The following is a 24064-nucleotide window of genomic DNA, read 5'->3' as shown; positions in this document are numbered from 1 at the left end:
TGAACGGCCCTCGTCAATTCGGGCGATGGCAGCATCGATCTTGCGGACGCACAACATCAACGCTGTTCACAAGCGTTCAGTTGCATAGCGCACAACTTCAAGCACCTGCGCAGGATCGCAGCCATAGATGCCCGCCCCCCAAGCTGCGTTAAGTTCAACCACTGCCCAGCCGCGTCCTGCAATTACGCCAACGTCGATGACCACAGCACGCGGAAGTTCAACCTGCGGATCATCCAAGAGGTGCTGCAAAAATTGCTCAAGCTCAGCATGTTCCTCGGCAGTGCTCGCAAAATCAGCTTCATCTTGGGGCGCAGCATAGCGAGCATAGAGCGAAGCAGTACGTAATTGACGATCAAGCACAAAGCAGCGAAATTCCTTCTCCCAAACCACGACTTCCGCCACCAACACTGGGAGATCAGCTGCTTCAGCTGGCAGTTCGGCGGGCGACGAATAAACTTTTGCAGGAAAGCGTTTATCATTTGGCGGTTTTACAAAGGCTGGCAGCAGAGCCTGAGCAGCTTCCATGGTCGTTAATTGAATCTGGCGCTGGCGATATTCGATTGGCAACTGCGGCAGCCAGTTATCTGGCGGTTCTGGGAGCTTCAGACCCAACGCTTCAGCAATCGAGTGGGCCAATCCACCCTCTAGGTAGAGCACAACGGGAGCATTAATCGGCACTGGTGGCGGCGCTGTCCAATGAGTAAGCCGCTGAACATGCCAGCCACGTTGAATTGCCGCTCGCCACAAGGCCTGTGAATCTGGCGTATAGCGGGGCGAAAGCACAAGGGTTGGAAGCGGGTGAACCTCGTCCATCGTTGCAACCTCGGTTAATCAAAAAGCCCCTCATCAATTGCAGATGAGGGGCGGGAGTGAGCCGAACTAGCTGCCTAATTCGTCGTCGTCGTCGCCGTCGTCGTTATCAACGTCATCGAGGCTCATTTCGTCGAGATCTTCTTCTTCTTCCTCGCCCATTTCATCAACTTCATCGTCGTCATCGCCATCAAAATCGTAGCGCAACGAGTAATCGCGAACATATGGCCGGAACGAACCCATATCGCCACTAAGCTTGCCAGGGAACGAGATTTTGGTGCGTTGCGAAGGGTGTTGGAAGGTTTCGCGAATCACAATCCGCACTTGGCCATTTTCGATGTGGGCAATTGCTGCGGCGTATTTATTGCCACCATCGATCAACTCGGCCAAGCGTTGGGCCAGTTTTGGCTCGATCCGCCCAATTAAAATGCCATCGCTGGTATACACATTCAGCAAGCGGCCTTCGTGGCGCAACTCGACGCTTTCGCCGCTACCCAATTGGCTCACCAAACCAGGGTTGGCAAGATTGGTCAGGGTTGTAATCCCAGTTTTGCCTGTTTCGCTCACAAACAAGCGCAAATCGACCAACTCGCGGCTGCGTTGGTTGGTTTTGCCTTCGCTGCTCAACAATGGCGTTAGCTTATCGATGTTGCGGCGCGCAATGATATTGCTAGGAGCCAGCTTCAGAGTTTTTTGATAGGTTTCGAGTGCTTCGCTATACCGATTGACTTCTTGCAAGGCTTTGCCTAAACGATTATAGGTTTCTGGATCTTCGGCCAGTTCGATTGCTTTGCGATTGAGTTCAATTGCCGCTTCCCACTGATTATTAGCAGCTTCAGTAATGGCCTGATCAATTAAACGATTGCGAATACGCATCTTATCATCTTGCTTGGACACTGGTTTCCTCCAGATTTTAATCACACAGAACGGATGCAGCTCGCGCCGCATCCGCTTTAAACTAATCCGAAAACAGCTATTTGCTTAAATATCGAGTTTCAAGGCCGCAAGCAGGCCAAGAAAGCCAACAAAGTTATTCATCGAGTGGGCTAAAACAGCACTCCACAAGTTATTGGTGTAGTGGTAGACAATGGCTAAGATGACCCCGCCCAAGAAAATTGGAATCAACAAGGCAATATAGCCGGTCGTCACGCCAAAAACGTGCGGCAGGGCAAACATCACTGCGCTCAACACCACGCCCCAGGTTACACCAAGCTTTTGGCGCAAGGCCCGAAACGCGTAGCCACGAAAAAAGACTTCCTCTAAAAATGGCCCGATAATCACCACAAACAGGCCAAAGAGGCCAATTTGCAAGTTGCTTGCATCGCGAAATGGGCCAATCAATTGATCTTGCTGATCAGGATTGCTGCCCAAAGCCGTGCCAATCAAGCCAGAGATAAAGTTGGTCACGAGAAAGCTGATCCCAGCCACAAACCCAAGCCCCAAGGCAAGGCCTAGTTTTTGGCTGTTTAGCCCAAACCATGCCAAGGGCAATTTGCGCAGCAGCTTGACCCGCAAGATGCTTGCCATGGTAAAGCCTAAGCCCAAAGTGGGTGCGTTCAGCAACATAAAGGTTGGGTCGGTCAGCAAGCCTTGAATTTCGTCAATGCTGCTCAAGCCCTTGGCCAGCATATAGCCAACCATAATTACCACTTGCAAAATAACCGCAATCAAAAAGCCAATAATCAAATCGGGCAGTACCCAATAGGCCATTGGCGTGCTGCTTTGGCCTTCTTCGGTTACGAGCACCTGCGGCACTTGATAGGCCTGATCGGCTGGATTGGCAGGATACCACCCAGCTTGCTGCATGGGCTGTTGCTGCAAGGTTTGCGGTGGGGCAATTGGTGGTTGCGCTACGCCGCCCAAGGCTTTTAATACTGCGTCGTTGCGTTCGCGCTGTTGGTCGTCGTTGCCGTAGCTCATACTGCACCCACTGCCAGCGCTTCGCCAACCAGATCGCCGCCCAACCACCATGGTCGGGTTTCAGTTACATGAATGTTGACAACTTTGCCATACCAATTGCCTTCGGCCTCGAAAAAGATCAATTTGTTGTTGCGATCGCGACCGCGCCATTTGCCTTTGGTAAATTCTTCGACCAACACTTCAACATCATGGCCCAAAAGCTCTTCGTTGCGCTCGGTAATAATCCGTTCTTGCAAACGCTCAAGCGCAATCCGCCGATATTGCTTTTCGCCATGTTCGACTGCCAAGGTTGGGTCAAGCTCCATCTCGCCAGCTTTGGTGCCAGGCCGCGAGGAATAGGCCGCAATATGCACTTTATCAAAGCGCAAATTTTCGACCATTTCCAGCGTGCGCTCGAACATCTCACGCGTTTCGCCAGGATGGCCAACAATAATATCGGTGCTCAACGAGACATTCGGGATAATCTCGCGAATCCGTTCGATCAATTTGGTATATTTGGCCACGGTATAGCCGCGCTTCATCACCTTGAGCAATTGATCATCGCCGGCTTGAATTGGCAAGTTGATGTCGGGCATCACTTTGGGCAAGCGGGCAATTGCGTGTAATAATTTTTCGCTCATAAAGGCTGGGTGCGAGGTCAAAAAGCGCAAGCGTACCAAACCCGGGGTATCGTGAATATATTCGAGCAAATCGGCAAGGTCGGGCCGCCCGGGCAAATCGTGGCCATATGAATCGACAATTTGGCCCAGCAAGGTAATTTCCTTGGCTCCACGAGCACAAATTCGGCGCACTTCATCGGCAATTTCGGCCATTGGGCGCGAGCGCTCTTTGCCACGGCGCAACGGAATCACACAATAGGCACACGACATATTGCAGCCATAATTGATTGGCACATGCACATTAACTGGCGGCACTTCCCAATCGGCTACGGGCAAGGCAGGCTCGTCAAGCTGGTAGATTGGGTTTGGCGCTAAGGCCAACACTTCGTCAACCGCCGATGGCGAGACAAAGTGATCAACCATTGGTAATTTTTTCTTGAAGATCGATTGATTATTTGGGCCGACCATACAGCCCCACAGCACAATTTTGGTATCAGGCCGCTCGCGCTTGATGCGTTGAATATCGGTAATTTTGCCGATAATCTTTTCTTCAGCATTGGCACGCACTGAGCACGAATTTAATACAATAAAATCGGCATCTTCGGCTTGCTCAGCAGGAGTATAGCCTACCCCTTGCAGCGCCGATTCGAGACGCTCTGAATCAGAGACGTTCATTTGACAGCCAACTGTCCATACAAAATAGCGATTTCGTTCCATAACCCTATAGCCTTTACGTCGTTAATAGCAAAAGTCGCAGCATTATAGCCTAGGAATCAGGCCATCGCAACCGTCGCAAGCGAGAGTTTAAGCCAATTAAGCCACGTTTGTCGCCAAAAAAGCCTTGCTTGTATTGTGCCACGTTTTTCTGATTCGGCCCAAAATGAGATATTAACGAATGCTCAGAATTCCAAGCCGATAGCGGCCATCATCCTGCTTGCCGTCGATCGCCAACTGGAGTGGGTGCACGTAACGATTGATTGCAGGCGCAACGATGCTCACTTCGTATTCGCCTGCTGGCAACGAAAATTGGGCAAATTGCTGGCTATGCACAAAGGCTTGATTCGGCAGCACCTGCCGCAAATCAAGGCTCGCTTCTGCTTGCCACACCAGCGTCTGAGCCTGATCGCGCACTTGCCATACCAACGGCCAGTGCTCGTAGATTGGAGCAACGCCAGCGTTTTGCCATGTGCTTTCGATGTGCAGTTGCTGATCATTAACGGCGAGTTTGATGCTGCTTGGCGCATAGCGATAGCCAGCTAATGTGCCAGCCAGCCCAAAATTGTGAATATCAGCCTGCGTCCAATTGCTTGCTTGTTCAGGGCAATTAACTGGATCACGCCAAAAATCCCACGGGCCTTCACGATAGGGCTGGGCAAAATTGCCATTGCTCACATACGAAATGTGATAGGAAATGACCTGAGTTTGGGCCGCCGCAAACTGGCCGCTATAATCGTGCTCACCATATTCGCCAATCATCTCGCTAAAAATCGGCGCTACTTTCCAGCGCTCAGCTACCAACGGGCCAATTGCCATGCCATCAACGGTGATGTCACTTTGAATTAATTGATCGATATTTTGCATTTGCTCAGGCATGCCCAAGGCATCGCGGGTGATGCTCCAATAGGGCTGTTTGGTCATCGCATAGTAAAAAACTGGATTATTGCTGAGCGGAATCGAAATAAGAAAATGCTGGCTGAGCCGCGTGTGCCAAGCATCAACCAACCAACGGGCCGTACTGTCACTGGCCCACATTCCATGGCTTTTATCAGCATTCCACGGCAAATAGCCCTCGCCATAACGGCCATAACTGCGCATCTGCACGCCCAAAATCCGCTGATCGCCAGCAAATTCGGCCACAAATCCATCGAGCAAGGCTTCGAGCCGCGCTTGCACATAGTGATGATTATAATTTGGATACCAATCGCCCTCAAAACTTGCGCCAAATTCAGCCTGTTGCAAATATTCGGGCATAAACGGGCCGCTGCTGTTGGGGCCAGCACTTGCGCCCAAACCAAGCCAAACCCGCTGGCCTTGCGCTTCAGCGTTATCCAACAATTGGTGGATCGGCTGCCAATTGTATTGATTTTCGTTTGGCTCAAGCGCCGCCCATGTCCAGCGATCGTAGCGCTCGCGATTGGAAATCAATGCTGCTGGGCAGATCATGGTTTGGCCACGCCATTGATACAGCCCGCGCCCAGGATTGGCTAGCTCTGCCTGCTCAATTGAAATAATCGTTGGCGTGAATGTTTGCCAAATCGGGCTAGGTTGAGGCCGCAGCACATACCAAACCACGCCCAACCCAGCCATAACCAATAACCCAACGAGCACTTTAACTGTTCGCATTGCCCAATCCTCGCTAGCGATTACACAAAGGCTATGAGCTATAGGCTAGCGAGGATTAGGTAGGATGTCAAAAAACTAGCGCTGAGCAATGAGGGCTTTGGGCTAGTTGTAATGGTTCATGAGGTTGGCAACCATGGTTCATTCCCTCACCCCCAGCCCCTCTCCCACTGAACGCGGGCGAGGGGAGTATCGGTTTTTACCGACGAATTGCATAAGAACCACAGCAGTAAAGCCCCTCGCCCGTCGGACGGGAGAGGGGTGAGGGGATCAGGCGGTGGTTAACTTGATGTACCATTACAGCTATTGGCTATCGGAGATTTCTTGCAATGACAACAATTGTTCCGATAGCCAATAGTCTAGAGCCATTAGCCACATCTACTTCGCGTTCTTCGTGGCCTTCGCGGTTACAGCCCTTCGTGCCCTTCGTGTTCCTTCGTGGATCAAAAAAGCTGCGTTCGATCGACCAGCAATCAAACGCAGCTCTGGGCAAAATCAAGTTATTTCAGGCGATATTGCTCGTAGCGATGAGCAAATTGGCGTGGCACAGCGCCCTTAAGCGTCGTGCCTTCCTCGCCAAATTCTTCACTTTCGATCATGCCGCGCTCGTGCCAAAGCGCCACAAGCTCGTTGGCTTTGTAGGGAATCATGACCTCGAATTTGACCATGCGCTCCATCAACATTTGCTCAATTGCCGCTTGCAAGCGATCAATTCCGATGTTTTGTTGCGCCGAAATTGCCACCCAGCGGTCGATTGGCAAGCCCAACTCGGTGATCATGCGCACAATTTCGGTGTCGCTCGGTACATCGATCTTATCGATTTTGTTGAACACCGTCAGAATCGGCTTGTCTTGGACTTTTAGCTCGCTGAGCGTATCCATGACGGTTTTGAATTGTTCTTCGACATTCGCATGGGTCAGATCCAAAACATGCAGCAATACATCGGCTTCGGCAATTTCTTCCAAGGTGGCGCGAAACGCCGCGACCAAGGCGGTTGGCAAGCGTTGAATAAAACCGACGGTATCGGTCATCAACACTGCGCGGCCACCGGGCAAGGCAACCTTGCGCGTAGTTGGGTCGAGCGTGGCAAACAACATATCGGCGGCCAGCACATCTGCTTGGGCCAAGCGATTGAGCAAGGTCGATTTGCCAGCGTTGGTATAGCCAACGACTGAAATAATCGGCAAGCCCGATTCTTGGCGATTTTGGCGATAGAGCTCGCGGTGGCGATGGACATCGGCCAATTGCTCTTTTAACAGCGCAATTCGTTTGCCGATAATCCGTTGGTCGCTTTCGAGCTGAGTTTCACCAGGCCCGCGCAAACCAACCCCCACCCCCGAACCGCCACCACCACCGCCAGATTGGCGCTCAAGGTGAGTCCAAGCGCGGCGCAAACGGGGCAGCAAATAATCGTATTGAGCAAGCTCAACCTGCAAACTGCCTTCGCGAGTGCGCGCATGTTGAGCAAAAATATCCAAAATCAACGTTGTGCGATCGATGACCTTCACCTTGATTGCTTCTTCGAGGTTACGGGCTTGCGAAGGCGAAAGCTCCTCGTCGAAAATCACCACATCATAGGGCGTTTCCGAACGCAAATCAGCAACTTCGCGCACTTTGCCTGGCCCGATATAGGTTTTGGGATTGGGATGATCAAGCTTTTGCGAAACCGTGCCAACCACTTCAAGGCCAGCAGTATCGGCCAACAACGCCAATTCATCGAGTGAATCGTCGATGTGCCAAGCTTCGCGGTTATTATAAACATCGCCCCCGACTAACAGGGCGCGTTCCTTGGGTTTGGCGGTAACATGCATTTTTTCCCGAACGGTATTACTCATACAACTCCTTAAAATTTTCCTGCCCACAGCGTAATTAACTGCAAAAACGATAACGTTGTTCTTTTACCATAACTTGATCATTTGGGTTCCGCCTTTCACCAAGGATTCGCTGTGGTTGCTCTTTGCTGATACTGTAGCATAAGTTTGGCCATGGCTCATCCCTCGCACGACTGATTTTGCTATGCGATAATGGGATTAATTGTGTGACGCAAGGAGGCGTAGCGATGACTGAACAGATCCATTATCGAACCTGCCCACTCTGCGAGGCGATGTGTGGCTTGGCGATTACGGTGGCCGATGGCGCAGTTAAGCAGATTCGCGGCGATCAGGCTGATCTGCTCAGTCGCGGTCATATCTGCCCCAAAGGCAGCGCACTAGGCGATATTCACCACGACCCTGATCGGTTGCGTCAGCCGTTGCAACGCCGCGCCGATGGCTGGCATGCAATTGGGTGGGACGAAGCGTTTGACTATGCTGCTAGCCAATTAAAGCAGCTTCAGGAACGCTATGGCCCCGATAGCATCGCGATTTATCAAGGCAATCCTTCGGTGCACAATCTTGGCACTGCCTTGGGTGCTGGGGCCTTTGTGCGCAGCCTACGCACCAAAAATCGCTTCTCGGCCAGCTCAGTCGATCAATTGCCTCATCAATTGGTGGTTTATCACATGTATGGTCATCAACTGATGCTACCAATTCCCGATCTTGATCGAACTCAGTTTTTGCTCATGTTTGGGGCGAATCCGGCGGTTTCGAATGGTAGCATTATGAGCGCTCCCGACATCAAACGCCGTTTGAAGGCTATTCAGCAGCGCGGCGGCCAAATTGTGGTTTTCGACCCGCGCCAAACTGAAACTGCGCAACTGGCCGATCAACATTATTTTATTCAGCCAGGCAGCGATGGCTTAGTGTTGGCGGCGCTGATTCACACGATTCTCAAAGAAGGTTGGGCTAATCCTGCGCGCTTAGCTGGTTTTACCCATGGCCTTGACGAACTGGAAAGCTTGTTCGAGCGCTTTAGCCCGGATGCGGTGGCTGCGATTTCAGGAGTCGCCGCCAGCACCATTCTGCAACTAGCCCATGATTTTGCGCACGCCAGCAGCGCTGTCTGTTATGGCCGGATTGGAGTTTCGATCCAGCAGTTTGGCACCCTGAGCCAATGGCTGATTCAACTGCTCAACATCATCACTGGTAATCTGGATCGTGAGGGCGGCTCGATGTTTACCACGCCTGCCTTCGATACCTTGCCGCTTGGCAGCAAAGGCAATGTTGGCCGCTGGCATACTCGCGTGCGCAACTTGCCAGAATTTGCTGGCGAATTGCCTTCAGCAGCAATGGCCGAAGAAATTTTGACCCCAGGCGAAGGCCAAATTCGCGGCTTAATCACCTCGGCGGGCAATCCGGTGCTTTCGACTCCCAATGGTCAACAGCTTGATCGAGCCTTGGCTGGGCTCGAATTTATGCTCTCGATAGATTTTTATTTGAACGAAACGACGCGTCATGCACATTTGATTTTGCCGCCCAGCTCGCCCTTGGAGCACGATCATTATGATGTGCTGTTTCATAATTTGGCGATTCGCAACACCGCCAAATATAGCCCTGCGTTGTTTGAGATCGACCAGAATGCTCGCCACGATTGGCAAATTTTTGGCGAATTAACCCAACGCATGAGCGAAAAAGAGGGGCGCATTTTCCCACCAAAAGCGATGCTTGAGCGTGGATTGCGCTCAGGGCCATATGCGATTCAGCTTAGCGAGTTGGCCCAGCACCCGCATGGCATCGATCTTGGGCCATTGCAACCACGGCTTCCAGAGCGCTTATTTACCGACGATAAACAAATTCAACTGATTCCGCCAGTGCTTGCCAATGATTTGGAACGGCTGGCTGAGTTGTTGCAGCAAGCGCCAAGCAAGCAACTGCGTTTGATCAGTCGGCGGCAACTGCGCAGCAACAATTCATGGATGCACAATAGCCAACGCTTGGTCAAGGGCGATGATCGTTGTACCTTGCAAATGCACCCAGACGATGCAGAACAACGCCATTTGCAGCATGGCCAAAGCGTTAAAATCAGCTCGCGCGTTGGCAGCATCGAAGCAGGCTTAGAAATTAATCAAGCCATGATGCCTGGCGTGGTCAGCTTGCCGCATGGTTGGGGCCATTGCTACCCCGATACGAAGTTGCAGATCGCTCAAGCCCACCCTGGCAGCAGCATCAACGACTTAACCGATGACCAAGCGATCGATCCTATCAGTGGCAACGCTGCATTAAACGGCATTGTTGTCGAGGTTGAGGCCAGCGAGTAAGGCTAACGAAACCACGAAGAGCACGAAGAACGAAACCACGAAGAGCACGAAGCTTGATCCCAACAAACCTTCGCGTTCTTCGTGGTTAAATTTCATCCCTCATAATTCATCCTTCATCCCTCATCCCTCATCCTTCTGATTTCTGCCTTTTGATTTGGCATTTCATCCTTCATCCCTCATCCTTCATCCTTCGACCGTGGTTGGGCGTAATTGAGGTTGAAGCATATCGCGGGCTTGTTGCAAACGTTTATACACATTGGCCAGCGAAATTCCTTGGTGCTGGGCAATCGCATCGCACGACATATCGTTGTAGAACCACAAGGAAAAAGTGCTGTTGAGGCGCGGCGACAATGCTTGCAAAGCTTGATTAATCGTTTCGTAGACTTCGCGCTTGAGCAAGGCAGTTTCTGGCGAGGGCGTGGCACTTTGCGGCATATTTTCATCATTGGCCAGCAGGCTATCGAGCGGTTGCAAGCGCTTGAGTTCGCGTTGCTGCTGGCGATGCAGATCAATACACAAGTTGTAGGCCATACGCATCAACCAAGCCTTGGCATTGGTAATTTTATGCGCATGGCGTGGCAACGATTCCCAAGCTTTGAGCACCAAACGGCTCAAGGCTTCATCTGCATCGTGAGCATTGCCATGCATCCAAACTAAGCATTGATGCGAAAGTTCAGCTTGATACAAACTATACAACTCCCAAATTGCAGCCTGTTCGCCGCGACAAATTTGTTCGACGAGTTGTATGGCCACTGCTTCGCTGGGTTGATTTTGATTGCGAACTTCGCTGTTCATAGCGCATCCTTCACTAGCTATTGAATATCCGTTAGCAGGTCTGCTACAATTCAAAGCATAGCAGCGCAGCGTTTCAAAATCGTTTTATGGGAGATGTAGCTCCGTGAATGTCACGCCTCAGCCTGATGATTCGGCTCAATCGGTGCCAAGTTTACGGATTCACGTTTTTGGTGGTTTGCGGATTTTTATCGATAATCAACGGATTAGCGATCTACCAACCCGCAAAGTCGAAGCCCTCCTAACTTACCTTGTGGTCAATCCCTATCCCCACGAACGCGAGGTGTTGGCCCAATTGTTGTGGGATGATTTATCGGCGGAGCGCACGGCGGGCAACCTGCGCCTAACGCTCAATCAATTACGCAAAGCGCTTAATCCATTTATTGAGGTCACGCGGCATACAATTAGCTTGCAGCCGCAAGCAAACTATTGGCTTGACCTGCACTATTGCGCCAAGATTTATGCAAATCCAGCTAGCTCAACCGAAGACTTGGCCAGCGCAATTGAGCACTATCAGGGCGATTTCTTAAACGGTTTTTATTTGCGCGATGCAGAAGGCTTTGGCACATGGCAGCTTCAACAGGCCGAATATTGGCGACAACAAACATTCGGCGCGCTACGCCGCCTGATCGAACGCTATAGCCTGGTCAGCAACTACAATGAGGCGATTCGTTGGCTCCAACGCTTGGTCACGCTCGATGCGTGCGATGAGGTTGCGCAACGTCAGTTGATGGTGTTGTTGATGCGCACTGGCCAGCGCCACACGGCCTTGCGCCAATATCGCTTGCTCGAACAAGTGCTCGAGCGTGAATATGGATTACAACCCGAACCAGCCAGCGCAGCCTTGCAACGCCAAATTTTGGCCACACCTGCCCAACGCCCACAACGCCTGATTCGGGCAACTCCGCTGTTGTATGGTCGCCAAAGCGAGTTAGAACGCCTAACCTATTGGCTTGCCGCCGAACAACATCAACTCCTGACGATTATGGGCGCTGGTGGCAGTGGCAAAACTCAGCTAGCCCTGACCTTTGGCTGGAAGGTGGTCAATGATTATCTTGGGGCAGCCAGCAATGGCGTTTTTTATTGTTCGTTGTTTAGCCCCGACCAACAGCCCCAGCTTTTAGAGGCCGAGCCAGTCCTCTTGACGTTAATCCAAACGCTCAGCCTCGCGCCGCCCCGCAATAGCGATTTTGTCGAGCATATCATTCGCCAAATTCAAACCCAAGAGTTATTGATCATCATCGATAATGGCGAATTGCTGGCCACCAGTGCACGCCTAGCCTTGAGCAGCCTGCTTCAGCAAATTCCCCAATTGCGCTTAATCATCGGTTCGCGCGAACGCATGCGGCTGCAAAACGAATATGTGTTGGAAGTAGCAGGTTTGGCTTATCCCGAAATCGAGCTTGATGCAGAATATTCGCCCTTGCTCGCTGAACAATTCCAGCATTTTGCAGCGCTTGATCTATTTATGAATTGCTTGCAACGTCAAGGCAAATCGGCAAATTTAGCTGATTATGCGCCCGCCGAGCGCCAAGCAATTGGCCAAATTTGCCAAATGGTTCATGGCTTGCCGCTGGCAATCGAATTAATCGCCCCGTGGATGACGATTCGCAGCGGCGACGAAATTGTGCAGGCACTACGCCAAGATATGCAGTTATTTCACAGCGATGTAGTAGATATTCCAACCCGCCACCGCAGCATTCAAGCAGCCTTCGATTATTCGTGGCAATTGCTTGATCAGCATGAACAGGCTTGTTTAGCGAGCTTGGCGGTGTTTCCCAGCAGCTTCGATGCCCAAGCAGCAGCAGCGATTGCCGCAGTCGATCTGCCAGTTTTGGCAAATTTACACGCCAAATCGCTGTTAATGCTTGAAGTGCAGCAACAGCAAACCCGCTATGCCTTGCACCCGTTACTCCATCAATTTGCCCAATCCAAGCTCCAACAAACTACGCCCGACCAACACAGCCTCTATCAGCATCACGCCAGCTATTTTGGCCAATTGAGCCAGCAACAAGAGCCGTTGATTCATGGAACTGCCAGCCAACAAGCCTTGTTTGTGTTGGAGCAAGAGTTGGATAATCTGCGCGCTGGCTGGCTGTGGGCAGTTCAAACCCAGCAAATTCAAATTCTTGGCGCGTATTGTATTGCGTTGCATGATTTTTTTGCGATTCGCAACCGCGAAATTGAAGGCAAACAGCTTTTCGAGCCAGCTGCTGCATTAATAGAAAATATGCTTGATCAAACAATACATAACCAAGCAAGCGGATTAATTATTGTGCGAATTGTGGCGTGCTATGCTGAATTTCAATATATTTTGGGCGAATTAACTCATGCAGAGCAATTATTACAACAATGTATCGAACTACTTGAACGAATGCAGCTACATAATGCTAACGAATTATTATTTATTTACAAGCAACTTGGGGTAATTACCCAGCGGCGCGGCGAATATACCCGCGCCTTGGATTTATTGCAGCGCTGTTTAGCGCAGGCAGAAGCAATCAACGACCAGATTAAAATGAGCGATACTTGGTTGTCGATTGGTGCTGTGCGTTTGGCCCAAGGCAATTGGCGCGCTGCCGAAGATGCCTTTTTGACCTGTAGTACGCAGTATCAAGCCCAAAAACATGGCTGGGGTTTATGTCATAGCCAGCGCTTTTTAGGGGTTGTGGCATTGGCTCAAGCCAAGTATGATCAGGCTGAACACTATTTTGAAGCCAGCCTCGATTTGGCCTATCAGCTCAAAACCCCGCTTGGAGAGGCATTAATTCGCGATCAAATGGGCATGTTGGCGCTGCGCCGCGAGCAATATCAACAAAGTGCTGGCTATTTGCACAAAGCCTTTGCCATCTTCCAAGAGTTGGGCGTAGAGGCGATGATTGGACGGGCGGCCTTGCATATCGCCCAACTAGAATTGGCTCAACGCCAGTTTCAGCATGTGCAACCATGGTTGGCCCGCGCCATTGCAATCGCCCAGCAACGTCAAGAGATTCCGTTGTTACTAGAATGCTATGCGACCGTGCTTCAGCTTTGGCAGGAGGTTTGCACCGGCCAGCCAAGCCATTGGCTCGAACTTTGGCAGCGCGTATTGCAGCATCCAGCCTGTAGCGCCGAAACCAAAAACTTGCTTAATCGTTTACACGTGCAAGGCCAGCTTGTCAGCAATAATAACTATGGCACAGCCGAACTGGCAGGAATTGAAGCCTACGTTGCGCTTTGTTTAAGCCAAATTGAGCAAAGCCAAAAACTTGCGGTTTATTAGGAGGAACAGATTCATGGATATGGTCGATTTCGTCCAAACCCTCGTCGATGATCCCAGCCGCCTTGCCTCATTCAAGCACGATCCTCAAGCATTTTTACAGCAAGCAGGCCTTGGCCCAAGCTTACCCAAACAAGATCCGGTGCAAGAAATTACGACCGTGATGACTTTGCGCAGTCTTGGCCAATTCGCACCAGAAACCCAAACCTATACCAATATCGATGTTACTGTTTCATCGTATATGAATGTCTTTATCGAAGCGCTCGATAAATCCAAAGATTATACGGTTACGTGCTGGCTGCTCAATCATAGTTATATGATCGAAGATTCTAGCGGAAATCCCTATTTTGATTTACATGTGTGTTATGTCGACCCAAATGATTCCGCTGACATGCCGCAAGTTTTCTATATTCGCAGCAAAGAGCAAATCGAAAATCCAAGCTACAATTGCTCCAATATTCCAATTCAATTAACAATTCCGGCCAATAATTATATTTTGGTTGGTCGAACACGACCAGTGCATACCCAATTAACCAATTTTGTCTATCATCGCCAAAAAGACGATCAGCCACCATTATTTGAAATTGGCTTTGACGAGCAGCCACAATAAGATGCCAAACCAACGTAAACAAGGCTCGTTGACACTGGTCGGCACTGGCATCACGATGATTGCGCATCTAACCAATGAAGCTCACGCCTGGATTAGCAAAGCCGATCAGACTTTTTATTTGGTCATGCACCCGCTGGCCGATGAATGGATTCACAAGTTGAATCCGCATGCTGAATCGTTGGCCCATTTTTACCAAGCAGATTTGCCACGCGAACAGGTGTATCACGCCATGGTTGCGCATATTTGGGCAGCGGTCGAGCAAGGCAAGCGGGTGTGTGTTGCGTTTTATGGCCATCCAAGCGTGTTTGTAACTCCAACCAGCGATTTAGTGCAGCGCGGCCAGCGTGAAAGAGTGCAGGTTAATCTGCTACCTGGCATTTCTGCCGAGGCCTGTCTATTTGCCGATTTGGCGCTCGATCCTGGCTTGCATGGCTATCAAAGCTACGAGGCCAGCGATTTTTTGCTGCGGCCACGGCGTTTTGATCCAACAACACCGTTGGTTTTATGGCAAATTGGGGTGATTGGCTACTTCAAGGTTGTGCATGCTGGGCTTGATCCACGCGCTGGGTTAGCTCGCTTGGTGGCTCATTTACAAAACTTCTATCCTGAACAGCACCAAGTAACAATCTACCAAGCAGCAATTTTGCCAATCGAAGAGCCAACAATTCGCCATGTGCAGCTTAACGATTTAGCAGAGCAACAGGTTTCGGCCTATGCAACCTTGTATGTGCCAGCCTTTGGCGAGGCCCAATTCGACCAAGAGTTGGCCCGCGAGTTCGGTTTGTTGTAGAGTTGGGGCGTTGAGTTATTGGCTATAGGCTTTGGGCTATGGGCTTTGGGCTATGAGGAGCATGCCCTCACCCCCAGCCCCGCTCCCACGCAGCGGGCGAGGGGAGCACCGGTCTGGTGGTTCCCCCTCGCCCGCTGCGTGGGAGCGGGGTTGGGGTGAGGGGATCAGGCCATGGTTAACGCGAGGAAAGATGTTCCGCTCGCCTATAGCCCATAGCCTTTTTGCCTTTTGCCTTCTGACTTCTGCCTTTTTTATGGTCTTCTTCATAATTCATAATTCATCCTTCCCTAATCCTGCTCTATGCTATCATACCAAGGACATACTTTAGAACTTGCTTGATACTCACTGATAGTTGGAGGTAGTTCGATGACATTCGAACGAGCTGCGGGGATTCTTCTGCACCCCACGTCGTTGCATGGTCGCTATGGAATTGGCGACCTTGGCAGCGAAGCCTATCAATTTGTTGATTGGCTGCAAGCCGCTGGCGCACGGCTCTGGCAAATTTTGCCGCTTGGCCCAACTGGCTATGGCGATTCGCCGTATCAATGTTTTTCGGCCTTTGCTGGCAACCATATGTTGATTAGCCCCGATTATTTGGCCCGCATCAATTTGCTGGCTGAATGGGATTTGGCGCAATTAACTCATTTGCCCAGCGAAAGCGTCGATTTTGGCGCGGTGATTCCGGCCAAATTGCAGCTATTGCGCACGGCTTTTGAAAATTTCAAGGCCCAAGCCGACGATCGCGGATTCAATGATTTTTGTGCTGCTGAACAAGCGTGGCTCGACGATTATGCCTTATTCATGGCCTGTAAAGCCGCTCACGATGGCGCTTCGTGGACAACCTGGGAAAGCGCAATTGCCTTGCATGAGCCTGAGGCTGTGGCCGAATGGAGCCAAAAACTCGCCGACGATGTGCAGTTTCATAAGTTTTTGCAATGGGCCTTTTTCAACCAATGGGATGATCTGAAACGCTATGCCAACGAACGCGAGATCAAGATTGTTGGCGATATTCCAATTTTTGTGGCCCACGATAGCGCCGATGTTTGGGGCAATCGCAGCCTGTTCTTGTTGCACCCCGATGGCAATCCGGTTGATATTGCTGGCGTTCCACCAGATTATTTCTCGGCCACTGGCCAACGCTGGGGCAACCCGCTCTATCGTTGGGATGTGATGGCCCAAGATGGTTATCAATGGTGGCAACAACGGATTAGCGCTAGCTTGCGCACTGTCGATATTGTGCGCATCGATCACTTCCGTGGCTTTGCAGGCTATTGGGCCGTGCCAGGCACTGAAGAAACGGCGGTCAATGGCGAATGGCGACGTGGCCCAGGCGCTGATTTCTTCCAAGCAATTGCCCAAGCATTTGGCAGCTTGCCGTTAATTGCCGAAGATTTGGGCATGATCACGCCTGATGTCTATCAATTACGCGACCAATTTGCCTTGCCTGGCATGCGGATTTTACAATTTGCCTTCACCTCAGGCGCGTTCCAATCAAACTTCTTGCCGCATACCTACGTGCAAAATACGGTTGCCTACACTGGCTCGCACGATAACGACACCTCGCGTGGCTGGTACAATAGTGCAGGCCCAGAAGAACAGCATCGCGCCCGCACCTATTTGCATTGTGGCGAAGAAGCCCTTGTTTGGACGATGATTCGTACCCTGTATGCTTCAGTTGCTGACACGGTAATTATTCCGATGCAAGATGCGCTTGATCTTGGCACCGAAGCGCGCATGAATCGGCCAGGCTTAACTGGCGGCAATTGGGCATGGCGGATCAAGCCCGACCAATTATCCTACGATTTAGCCCATTCGCTGTATGGATTAGCTGAAGTTTATGGGCGCTTGGCACAACCTGCGCTCAGCAAAGAGCTTGATCCCAACGCTCCACCCTACTTTGACTTACAAGAAACCAGCGAACTATGAGATTTGATCGTTCTTGGATTCCGGCAATCTTGGCAGTTGTGGGCCTGTTTGTGATTCGCAATCAGGTTTGGACGATGCCCAATCTGGCACGCGTGGGCTTGGTTTTTGTGGGCTGTGGCTTTTTGCTCTGGGTTGCTTGGCAAATCTGGCAGAATCGCCAAGGCTCAACGCGCTTTAGCAATAGCTCACAGGTTCAATACTGGCGTGGTCAGCGGATTGAGATCAAGCCAACCCAAAGCCGCAGCAGTAGCTTGCGCCTTGAGCCACAAACAATTGCCATTATTGCCCTCTATGGCCTAACTGGATTAACCGGCATTCTCGGCGCGTTACTCAAACTAGGCCGTTTTGGGCTATAAAACCCTTGCTGGAGCACGCATGCGCCGTTGTCTTTCATTCTTGCTTGTGGGGTTGTTGGCTGGCTGTAGTCAGCAACCCCAACACTTGCTGCGACCAAATGGGGTTGCGGTTGTCGACGATCAACAATTATATGTGACTGATCGTGGCAATTATCGCATTGCCCAGCTTGAATCCAATGGCCAAATCGCGGCCAGTATTGGGGTTTTTGGGGTTGGCCCAAGCAACATTCACTCCGGCTGGGATCTTGGGCGCGACAGCCAGGGCACGCTCTATATTGGCAATTTTATCTATAATGATGAAGCAACACTAGTGCACGACGGCGTGCGCAGTTTCGAGCCTGATGGCAGCTTTGGCCGCGAGTTTGGCGGCAACGATTATGATCCGGCGCTGGATGAGCCAACCAACGAGCCATATGGCGTGACGGTTGATAGCGCCGACCGAATTTGGGTCGCCAACTACAAGGCGAATCGCGTCGTGGTCTATCAGCGTGATGGCCGCCAACTGGCCGAGTTTTTTGGCGAGTTTGGCAATGGCAACGAAGAATTTAGCGGCCTCAGCGATTTAGTTGTTGATCGCGAACGCAAACACGTGTATGTGGTCGATTCATTCAATGGCCGAATTCAAGAATTCTCGCTGCACGAAGCTGGCGATACAATCTCGTTGCAATTTTTGCGGGTGATTGGGCGCTATGGCAGCAACCTTGGCGAGTTTGCCTACCCGCTAAATATTGCGCTTGATCAAGCAACTGGCGATATTTATGTTGGCGATATGGGCAACCAACGCATCCAACGTTTGACCCACGATGGCCAGCCAATCGCTGCCTTTGCCCCCGCAATTGAGCGTTGGCAAGTTTTTGGCTTGGCGTTTCACAACAATCACGTCTATGCCGCCGATGCCTATAACAACACAATTTGGCGCTTCAACGCCGATGGCAGCAATCCACAACGCCTATTGGAGAGCGAGCAATGAAATTGCGTATTCCGCTGATTATCAAGGTTTTATTGCCGCTCCAATTAATTATTATTGCGACGTTGGTCTTTGCTGGGCTGAGCTTTTACCGCGAAACCAACCAGCGTTGGCAGCGCGAAATGGATACGCGTTTGGCACGAGTTGTTGAATTAATTGCCCGCGAACTTGATCCGGCGTTGTTGAACCAAATTAATACGCCAGCCGATTTATACACCGAAGAATATACAACCCTGCAAAAGCAATTGGCCCAAGCCCAAACGGCGGCCAATGTGGGCTTTATTGGCATTTTGCGCCGCGATATTAAACAACATCGCTTGTACTATTGGGTTGATGTTGATAATACTGGGATCAATTATCCCTTCTTTTACGATACGCCTGAGCATTGGGCAGCTTTTGAAGATGGCCAACGCCACGCCGTGCGCTACGCCGATGAATTTGGCTCGTACTATGGCTTGGTTGCGCCGATTGTCGTCAACGATGCCCAAGGCCAGCCCTATGTGATTGCAATTGTCGAGGCTTCGCTTTCGGTCGAGGCGCGTGATCTAACTCAGCAATCGTTGATCAACCAATTGTTGCCATTGATTATTGGCGGCAGCGTGGTGGCGATTGCCTGTGCTTGGCTGGCAACGGTCGTCGTGGTTAATCGGCCCCTTCAACGCCTCAAACAAGGCGCGTTGCAACTTGCCGATGGGCATCTTGGCCATACCTTGCCCAACGAGCAGCGGGTTGCCGATGAATTAACCGATCTGACCCACACCTTTAACGTGATGTCGCAACGAATTGCCGAACTTTATACCGAGCAAAGTGAACACGAACGCTTGCAGCGTGAGTTAGAAATTGCCCGCAACGTGCAACAAGCCTTATTGCCCAAGCGCTTGCCAAGCGTCGCAGGCCTCGAAGTTGCCGCAATTTGTCTGCCGCAACGCGAAACCTCCGGCGATTTCTATGGGGTTATCGCCCAAGGCAATAGCACGCTCGATTTGATGATTGGCGATGTTTCGGGCAAGAGTGTGCCTGCCGCGTTGGTGATGGTGGCGACCTACAGCACCCTGCGCGCCTTAGCTGGAACCCAAGCCACTCCAGCAACCATTCTTGATCAAACCAACACCAGTTTGGTGCAAAATATTCCGCGTAGTATGTTTGCAGCGGTCAGCTATGCCCGCATCGATGCGCTTGATCGCACGTTGGTTTGGGCCAATGCAGGCCAAGTGTATCCATTTTTGATTCATAGCCAGCGCAACCAGCCAGAATTTCCCGAATATTTGACTGGGCGAGGCCAATCGCTGCCGTTGGGCATTACACCACTCATTCAATACGAAGATAGCCCAATTCAGTGCCACCAAGGCGATATGCTGTTGTTCTTCACCGATGGGATTGTCGAGGCCATGAACGGCGAGGCTGAAATGTATGGCTTTGAGCGCTTGGAAGATTTGGTGCGTTCGTTGCCAGCAGATATTCATGCCCAAGCCTTGCTTGATGCGGTGCTCAACGATGTGCAACGCTTTGCCGACCACACCGAGCAACACGATGATATTACGATGTTGGCCTTAAAATTTGTGTAATATTTTAACCACGAAGAGCACGAAGGGGAATAGGGCGATAGGCTATTGGCGTTTGGCTAGCGGAACATGTGTTGGAAATTTCAATCAATGTTCCGCTAACCACGACCCTATAGCCCAATCTTTTCATGCCTCATCCTTCATACTTCATACTTTCTCCTCTCTGCGCCTCTGCGTTAAGAATGCGATCGACGAAGCGCACGAAGGACACGAAGCACAATTTTTTTCGCCACAGATTGGCACAGATTAGATTGATATGATTATTGTTCTGCTAGCCCATAGCCCATAGCCTCGTTATCTGCGCCTCTGCGTTAATTTTTCCGCCACGAATTGATCGAAAGATCATAGCCAAAAGCCTATCGCCTATAGCCTAATCCTCTATGTTCTTTGCTCTATGCTCTATGTTCTTAACCTCATCCTTTCGTGCTCTGCGCCTCTGCGTTAAATCTGGCCCCTGATCCCTCGCCCCTGACCCCTTTTATGTAGTACATTAACAACGAGACTATTAGAGGCGGTAGTAATGATGCCATGTTTAGCATCATGCAAGGAGCTTGTATGCAATTTGATACCTCGTATCTCAACAAAACCCCCAACAAAACCGCGCGCAACACCACGAGTTTCAAGCCCGAATTTGTCGTTTTGCACGAAACTGCTGGCTATGGCTCGCTGGAATGGAATTTGCGCCCAGAAGTTCGCTCAAGTTATAACTATTTGATTGCCCGCGATGGCAAAACCTATCATTATGTCAACGAAAAGGCTTATATTGCTTGGCATGCGGGCGTGCGCAGTTGGGCACGCGGCTATAGCGGCGGCGAACTCAACGTGCATGCAATTGGGGTCGAAGTCGAGGGGCCAAACGATGGCACGCCAATCACCACGGCTCAAACCAAATCCTTAGTTGAGTTAATTCGCTATTTTCGTGATACCTATGCGATTCCGATTAGCCGTGATTATTTTTTCGCCCATAGCACGGTTGCACCTGGCTACAAAGACGATCCACGCGGGTATAGCGTTGAATATACCTTGAAATTATTGGATGAAAGTAGCCCAAGCACTGGCCCACGGCCCAACACCCTCGCCGCGCAATTGCGCAACGAAGTGTATACCTTGGCCAAGGGCGAATATCGCCCAGATTGGGTCTTTCACCAATATGCCGTCAAACATAAGCTTGGCTCGCCAATTCGAGTTGGCATGGATTTTAGCGTCAAAGGCATTCGCTATACAGGCGAGGTTTATGGCCGCGACGTGATTATCAGCCCTTACAATCAATGGGATATTGTGCTCCGCGCCAACGAACTAACCGATCAAGATGTTTACAATGCGTTGATGCAATATACCTATGGCGCGTTGGGCGTAGATTATCGGCCTGATCAAGCCTTTTATCAATTTATTAGCCAGATTCCGCGCAAAGCGGTTGGCGTGCCTTTGAGCAATAGCAATCGCTTGCAAGCCAGCGATGGAGCGGCCTACGCTGCCCAAATTTTCTCGCTCGACACGCTGTATACGCCAATTGCAACCAGCGGCGCAACCAATTGGTCGGTGGTAAAGCAACTCAGTGCAATCGTGGCGGCCCAAAATGCTTCGGCAGCAGATACTGCACTGCGCGAAATTATTAGCCGTGCAATGTACACCCGCATCAATAGCGCCTTCGATGCCAAATTGCCCTTTATCAAAAAAGCCATCGAAGCCAAATTGGGCGCGCCATTGTCGAGCCAACGCCGTTGGAGCTATCGCAATAACGAGTATGTGTATGTGGTGTATGCTGGCGATACGCTGTTTGCGCTGGCCAACAAGCCAGATGAAGTTCGGCTCTTAAGCGAACAAGCCGATTAGTTTCAGCCAACTATAAGCCAACTATCAGCACCGTATGATGTATCCTAATAGCTCCTTCTTAGATGATAGACCTATCTATCTAAGGAGGAGTTATGTTGAAGCATCCAGTCCAGCGGCTCGGATTCGGTCTTTTAATGATCGTGTTTAGTGCTTGCCAAAGTGCGCCTGCAAGCCAACCAAGCCCTAGCCTACCGCCAGTTGCTACCAGCACCAGCGAAACCAGCAGCAGCGTGCAAAACTTACTACCGCAAGCCTCGGCCACCCTTGCCGAAGTTGCTAGCCCAACGCTTGCGCCAACCAAACAAGCTACGCCTGAGCCAACTCAAGCCAGCGTTGCAACCGCCACCAGCGCGCCAACCCAACCAAGCGAGCCAGATCTGGCTCACGTTCAAACCAATCATCAATTGCCCGCCTTGCTCCAAGCGCCTACTGAATCACTGCAACAGATTAATCCCAATAGCCATGGCTTATTGGCGGTTCCAGCCAGCTTGCCAGCCCGCAGCAGCCAATTAATTAACGAAAGCTCATTGAGCCAAGTTGAGCTATTGCAAACCATCGGTTTGGGGCGGCTGCACAATGGCGATTTTGCGCCAAACAATCAATTTATGGCGGTGGTAACCTCACAAGGCTTTGGGGTATACGAATTGCCAAGTTTACAACAACGCTATTTTGTAGGTACTGCAACCAATATTAGCGCAGTTCGGTTCACTGCCGACAATGCCACAATTGAAGCATTAATTGAAATCAGCAGCGATCCAGCTCTAGCTGGCTCGTGGTCAATCGAGCGCTACAACGCCACAACTGGCGCGTTTATCGATCGGCAGCCAACCAGCGATACCATTCATACTTGGAACACCCAACCAACCAATTACGATCAGCCCAATCCACGGATTATCAGCCCCGATGGCCTGCTTGAGGCACGCTTTGCAATTGCCGAAGGCGTGCCAAGCGATAGCGATGTAACGTTGATTCGGCTCGCCGACCAACAGCCGATTTATAGTGGCAAAAGCAGCTATAACCTGCGTTTTAGCACCGATAGTAGCCAAGCCTTGCTGTTCGATGCTCAAGCATTAACCCTGGTCAACCTGAGCGATGGTCAAAGCCAAACCCTTAGTTTCCCAATCTATACGTTCCCGATATTTAGCCCCAATAGCCAGCTTTTGGCAGTTGCACAGGGTTTACGAATACTCAACCTTGAGCAAACCAGTATCGCCTACGAAATCCCCCAACCAGTATCGTATCGAACCCAAACCCAGCCTACTTTCAGCAGCGATAGTAGCCAGATTAACCTTGGCATCAGCCAATGGAATTTAAGCGATCTGAGCCAACGCTGGCAGCAACAATTACATGGCATCGATGATGTTGGCTACACCCTGATGGCTACCGATGCAGATCAGCAGCTTGTGGTTGAAGCAGTCAGCATTAGTGGCCTTGAATTGCACGTTTCGCAGGCTGGCCAACCGCTCTATAGCCGCCCGCTTGATTCTGGCTATTTGGTCGATCTGGCACTTGTGCCTAATCAAAATCGCTTGCTGCTCTTAACCGACCAAGGCCAACTGAGTGTGCTGGAACTCACAACGGGCACGACGTTGCACAGCCTCAATCTCAATCAACCAGCCTTGGGCTTAGCAATTAGCCCTGATGGTCAGTCACTGGCGGTTGCCATGAGTGCCCAAACGCCCGCAGAGCATTGCATTCTGCTGGTGAATCTTGCTGATGTTCAAGTGAGCCAAAGCATCCAATGCCATAGCAGTAGCCAAGCGCTTAATTATGCCCAACTCGATCCAGCGATTCAATTTAGCCCCGACGGCCAATTATTGCTCGTCCAATCCAGCTTAACGAATGATCTGCACATTGAGCCGAGCATTATCATCTATCGGGTTGCTGATGGTCAAGCGTTGTTCAGCTCAGAGAATGCCCTAATCGCGCCCGACCAACGCCTGATCGTCAGCATCGATCGCGGGCAGTTGCAATTGTGGGGCATTCGCGAGTAGCAGAACAGAGAGCATAGAACATAGAACATAGAATATAGGGGTCAGGGACTGGAGGTTAGGGGTCGGGATTTAACGCAGCTGCGCAGAGAAAATAGATGGCTATTGGCTATGGGCTTTTGGCTATAGAACCCAAGATTGTGGCCATGCTCACCAATATTCCGCTAGCCTCAT

The 24064-nt window shown here is 50.9% G+C and carries 17 protein-coding genes; 10 read left to right on the top strand and 7 right to left on the bottom strand.

Going from position 1 to position 24064, the window contains the following annotated elements:
* Nucleotides 1–66: 66 nt before the first annotated feature.
* The 6 genes from JOD20_RS18775 to hflX form a co-directional block, all read right to left on the bottom strand.
* Nucleotides 67–813: an ATP-grasp domain-containing protein gene (locus JOD20_RS18775; protein WP_204756746.1), complete on the bottom strand. Its 747-nt coding sequence runs from the start codon at nt 811–813 to the stop codon at nt 67–69.
* A 66-nt stretch (nt 814–879) separates the two neighbouring features.
* Nucleotides 880–1707 carry a tetratricopeptide repeat protein gene (locus JOD20_RS18770; RefSeq protein WP_204756745.1) on the bottom strand — a complete coding sequence of 276 codons (828 nt, stop codon included), beginning with the start codon at nt 1705–1707 and terminating at the stop codon, nt 880–882.
* An 84-nt stretch (nt 1708–1791) separates the two neighbouring features.
* The gene (locus JOD20_RS18765; RefSeq protein ID WP_204756744.1) at nt 1792–2730 is read right to left on the bottom strand and encodes a CPBP family intramembrane glutamic endopeptidase; all 939 of its coding nucleotides are present in this window, start codon (nt 2728–2730) and stop codon (nt 1792–1794) included.
* Nucleotides 2727–4046 (bottom strand): MiaB/RimO family radical SAM methylthiotransferase, encoded by a 1320-nt coding sequence (locus JOD20_RS18760; RefSeq protein ID WP_204756743.1) that lies wholly within the window; start codon nt 4044–4046, stop codon nt 2727–2729. Before JOD20_RS18760 ends, JOD20_RS18765 begins: the two co-directional genes overlap by 4 nt.
* A gap of 171 nt (nt 4047–4217) precedes the next feature.
* A complete protein-coding gene (locus JOD20_RS18755; RefSeq protein WP_204756742.1) occupies nt 4218–5672 on the bottom strand; it encodes a DUF4832 domain-containing protein in 1455 nt (484 codons plus the stop codon).
* A gap of 497 nt (nt 5673–6169) precedes the next feature.
* Nucleotides 6170–7504 carry a GTPase HflX gene (gene hflX / locus JOD20_RS18750; protein ID WP_204756741.1) on the bottom strand — a complete coding sequence of 445 codons (1335 nt, stop codon included), beginning with the start codon at nt 7502–7504 and terminating at the stop codon, nt 6170–6172.
* Nucleotides 7505–7728: 224 nt separating this feature from the next.
* Here hflX and JOD20_RS18745 point away from each other — a divergent pair, with 224 nt between their 5' ends.
* The gene (locus JOD20_RS18745; RefSeq protein WP_204756740.1) at nt 7729–9804 is read left to right on the top strand and encodes a molybdopterin oxidoreductase family protein; all 2076 of its coding nucleotides are present in this window, start codon (nt 7729–7731) and stop codon (nt 9802–9804) included.
* A 183-nt stretch (nt 9805–9987) separates the two neighbouring features.
* On the opposite strand, the gene JOD20_RS18740 is transcribed toward JOD20_RS18745, so the two are convergent.
* Nucleotides 9988–10599 carry an RNA polymerase sigma factor gene (locus JOD20_RS18740; protein WP_204756739.1) on the bottom strand — a complete coding sequence of 204 codons (612 nt, stop codon included), beginning with the start codon at nt 10597–10599 and terminating at the stop codon, nt 9988–9990.
* A gap of 103 nt (nt 10600–10702) precedes the next feature.
* Between JOD20_RS18740 and JOD20_RS18735 the strand changes: the two genes are divergently transcribed.
* The 9 genes from JOD20_RS18735 to JOD20_RS18695 all read left to right on the top strand — a co-directional run bounded on the left by JOD20_RS18735 (nt 10703) and on the right by JOD20_RS18695 (nt 23893).
* A complete protein-coding gene (locus JOD20_RS18735; protein WP_204756738.1) occupies nt 10703–13858 on the top strand; it encodes a BTAD domain-containing putative transcriptional regulator in 3156 nt (1051 codons plus the stop codon).
* Between the two features lie 13 nt (nt 13859–13871).
* Entirely contained in the window at nt 13872–14465 is a 594-nt protein-coding gene (locus JOD20_RS18730) for a hypothetical protein (protein WP_204756737.1), read from the top strand.
* Nucleotide 14466: 1 nt separating this feature from the next.
* A complete protein-coding gene (locus tag JOD20_RS18725) occupies nt 14467–15255 on the top strand; it encodes an SAM-dependent methyltransferase (protein ID WP_204756736.1) in 789 nt (262 codons plus the stop codon).
* 366 nt (nt 15256–15621) lie between these two features.
* Nucleotides 15622–17181 carry a 4-alpha-glucanotransferase gene (gene malQ / locus JOD20_RS18720; RefSeq protein WP_204756735.1) on the top strand — a complete coding sequence of 520 codons (1560 nt, stop codon included), beginning with the start codon at nt 15622–15624 and terminating at the stop codon, nt 17179–17181.
* Complete coding sequence (locus tag JOD20_RS18715; RefSeq protein ID WP_204756734.1) at nt 17178–17537, top strand: hypothetical protein; 360 nt, start codon at nt 17178–17180, stop codon at nt 17535–17537. Before malQ ends, JOD20_RS18715 begins: the two co-directional genes overlap by 4 nt.
* Nucleotides 17538–17556: 19 nt before the next feature.
* Nucleotides 17557–18507, top strand: coding sequence for an NHL repeat-containing protein (locus tag JOD20_RS18710; protein WP_204756733.1), 951 nt, complete (start codon nt 17557–17559; stop codon nt 18505–18507).
* Complete coding sequence (locus JOD20_RS18705; RefSeq protein WP_204756732.1) at nt 18504–20069, top strand: PP2C family protein-serine/threonine phosphatase; 1566 nt, start codon at nt 18504–18506, stop codon at nt 20067–20069. Before JOD20_RS18710 ends, JOD20_RS18705 begins: the two co-directional genes overlap by 4 nt.
* Nucleotides 20070–20621: 552 nt before the next feature.
* Entirely contained in the window at nt 20622–21899 is a 1278-nt protein-coding gene (locus JOD20_RS18700; protein ID WP_204756731.1) for an N-acetylmuramoyl-L-alanine amidase, read from the top strand.
* Between the two features lie 92 nt (nt 21900–21991).
* Complete coding sequence (locus JOD20_RS18695; RefSeq protein ID WP_204756730.1) at nt 21992–23893, top strand: WD40 repeat domain-containing protein; 1902 nt, start codon at nt 21992–21994, stop codon at nt 23891–23893.
* The last annotated feature ends 171 nt before the right edge of the window (nt 23894–24064 follow it).

It is taken from the genome of Herpetosiphon giganteus, assembly GCF_016907925.1.
In the GTDB taxonomy this organism is placed as follows: Bacteria; Chloroflexota; Chloroflexia; order Chloroflexales; family Herpetosiphonaceae; genus Herpetosiphon; species Herpetosiphon giganteus.
Note: the sequence above shows the minus strand (reverse complement) of the source record. Positions and strands in the feature narration are given on the sequence as shown.

Bases quoted from the DNA above. Each gene is read 5' to 3' on its own strand.
- JOD20_RS18700 (WP_204756731.1), top strand. From the start codon at position 20,622: ATGCAATTTGATACCTCGTATCTCAACAAAACCCCCAACAAAACCGCG.
- JOD20_RS18695 (WP_204756730.1), top strand. From the start codon at position 21,992: ATGTTGAAGCATCCAGTCCAGCGGCTCGGATTCGGTCTTTTAATGATC.
- JOD20_RS18775 (WP_204756746.1), bottom strand. From the start codon at position 813: ATGGACGAGGTTCACCCGCTTCCAACCCTTGTGCTTTCGCCCCGCTAT.
- JOD20_RS18730 (WP_204756737.1), top strand. From the start codon at position 13,872: ATGGATATGGTCGATTTCGTCCAAACCCTCGTCGATGATCCCAGCCGC.
- JOD20_RS18705 (WP_204756732.1), top strand. From the start codon at position 18,504: ATGAAATTGCGTATTCCGCTGATTATCAAGGTTTTATTGCCGCTCCAA.
- JOD20_RS18760 (WP_204756743.1), bottom strand. From the start codon at position 4,046: ATGGAACGAAATCGCTATTTTGTATGGACAGTTGGCTGTCAAATGAAC.
- JOD20_RS18765 (WP_204756744.1), bottom strand. From the start codon at position 2,730: ATGAGCTACGGCAACGACGACCAACAGCGCGAACGCAACGACGCAGTA.
- JOD20_RS18710 (WP_204756733.1), top strand. From the start codon at position 17,557: ATGCGCCGTTGTCTTTCATTCTTGCTTGTGGGGTTGTTGGCTGGCTGT.
- JOD20_RS18715 (WP_204756734.1), top strand. From the start codon at position 17,178: ATGAGATTTGATCGTTCTTGGATTCCGGCAATCTTGGCAGTTGTGGGC.
- hflX (WP_204756741.1), bottom strand. From the start codon at position 7,504: ATGAGTAATACCGTTCGGGAAAAAATGCATGTTACCGCCAAACCCAAG.
- JOD20_RS18740 (WP_204756739.1), bottom strand. From the start codon at position 10,599: ATGAACAGCGAAGTTCGCAATCAAAATCAACCCAGCGAAGCAGTGGCC.
- JOD20_RS18745 (WP_204756740.1), top strand. From the start codon at position 7,729: ATGACTGAACAGATCCATTATCGAACCTGCCCACTCTGCGAGGCGATG.
- malQ (WP_204756735.1), top strand. From the start codon at position 15,622: ATGACATTCGAACGAGCTGCGGGGATTCTTCTGCACCCCACGTCGTTG.
- JOD20_RS18725 (WP_204756736.1), top strand. From the start codon at position 14,467: ATGCCAAACCAACGTAAACAAGGCTCGTTGACACTGGTCGGCACTGGC.
- JOD20_RS18755 (WP_204756742.1), bottom strand. From the start codon at position 5,672: ATGCGAACAGTTAAAGTGCTCGTTGGGTTATTGGTTATGGCTGGGTTG.